Origin of the sequence: Modestobacter versicolor (assembly GCF_041028285.1) — a bacterium.
In the GTDB taxonomy this organism is placed as follows: Bacteria; Actinomycetota; Actinomycetes; order Mycobacteriales; family Geodermatophilaceae; genus Modestobacter; species Modestobacter versicolor_A.
Map to the genome: position 1 here is coordinate 1 of NZ_JABGDB010000017.1, position 1,059 is coordinate 1,059.

At 75.5% G+C, this 1,059-nt stretch carries 4 protein-coding genes; all 4 read right to left on the reverse strand.

The genetic code is table 11. From position 1 onward, the window contains the following. Positions 1-69 (reverse strand): biotin carboxylase N-terminal domain-containing protein (locus HL054_RS22045; RefSeq protein ID WP_277815351.1); only part of this gene is annotated, 69 nt, incomplete at its 3' end. A gap of 38 nt (positions 70-107) precedes the next feature. Next, on the reverse strand, positions 108-710 hold the full coding sequence (locus HL054_RS22050; RefSeq protein WP_369141275.1) for a Maf family protein: 603 nt from the start codon (positions 708-710) through the stop codon (positions 108-110). After that, complete coding sequence (locus HL054_RS22055) at positions 707-925, reverse strand: acyl-CoA carboxylase subunit epsilon (protein WP_369141276.1); 219 nt, start codon at positions 923-925, stop codon at positions 707-709. The genes HL054_RS22050 and HL054_RS22055 overlap by 4 nt, the downstream gene beginning before the upstream one ends. Then, a complete protein-coding gene (locus HL054_RS22060) occupies positions 922-1,059 on the reverse strand; it encodes a carboxyl transferase domain-containing protein (RefSeq protein WP_369141277.1) in 138 nt (45 codons plus the stop codon). The genes HL054_RS22055 and HL054_RS22060 overlap by 4 nt, the downstream gene beginning before the upstream one ends.

The window sequence follows — 1,059 nt, forward strand, 5'->3', positions numbered from 1 at the left end:
GGCGTCCCGGCAGGCGCGTGCGACGCGCACCGCGATCTCACCGCGGTTGGCGATCAGGACCTTCTGCACGTTCGTTCTCCTTCGACTGACGGTGCGGACGGGGGTGCTCAGCGCTGCCAGAGGTCGCTGAGCACCATCCCGAGGTTGGCGAGCTGGGTGCGCAGCAGCGGCAGCGACAGCCCGACGACGGCGGAATGGTCACCCTCGATCCGGCGGACGAACGGTGCGCCGAGCCCGTCGAGGGTGAAGGCGCCGGCCACGGCCAGCGGTTCACCGGTGGCCAGGTAGGCCTCGAGCTCACCCGGCGACGGCGAGGCGAAGTGGACGACGGTCGAGGCGACGCCGACGTCCCGCCGGGTCACCTGGCCGTCCTGCACGTCCAGCACCGCCTGGCCGGTGTGCAGGACCCCGTGGCGGCCGGCCATCCGCTGCCAGCGCAGCCGCGCCTCCGCGGTGTCGGCGGGCTTGCCCATCGCCTGCCCGCGGAACTCCAGCACCGAGTCGGCGCCCACCACGAGCGCGTCGGTCTCGGACCGGGCGACCGCGCCGGCCTTGGCCGAGGCGAGCAGCGCGACCAGCTCGGCGACCCGCGGCGCGGTCACGGCGGTCTCGTCGACGCCGCTGACGACGACCACGGGCGCCAGCCCGGCCTGGCGCATCAGCTGCAACCGGGCCGGGGACTGGGAGGCGAGCACCAGCCGGCGGCTCACGCGAACCGCCCCGCAGCGCGCCAGCCGCCGGGGCCGGCCTGCAGCGGCGTCCGGACGGCGTCGGTGCGGGAGGCCCACGCGCCGACCGGTGCGGGCCGGCGGCGGTCGGGACGGCGCTGGGCGAGGGCGGCGACGACGACGGTCAGCGCGGCCAGTTCCTCGGCGGTCGGCTCGCCCCGGACGACCCGCAGCAGCGGGCGCTGGTTTTCACTCACAGCGGGATGTTCCCGTGCTTCTTGGGGGGCAGGGTCTGGCGTTTGTTGGCCAGCAGCCGCAGCGCGCGGACGATGTGGATGCGGGTGTGGGAGGGCGGGATGACGGCGTCGACGTAGCCGCGGTCGGCGGCGAT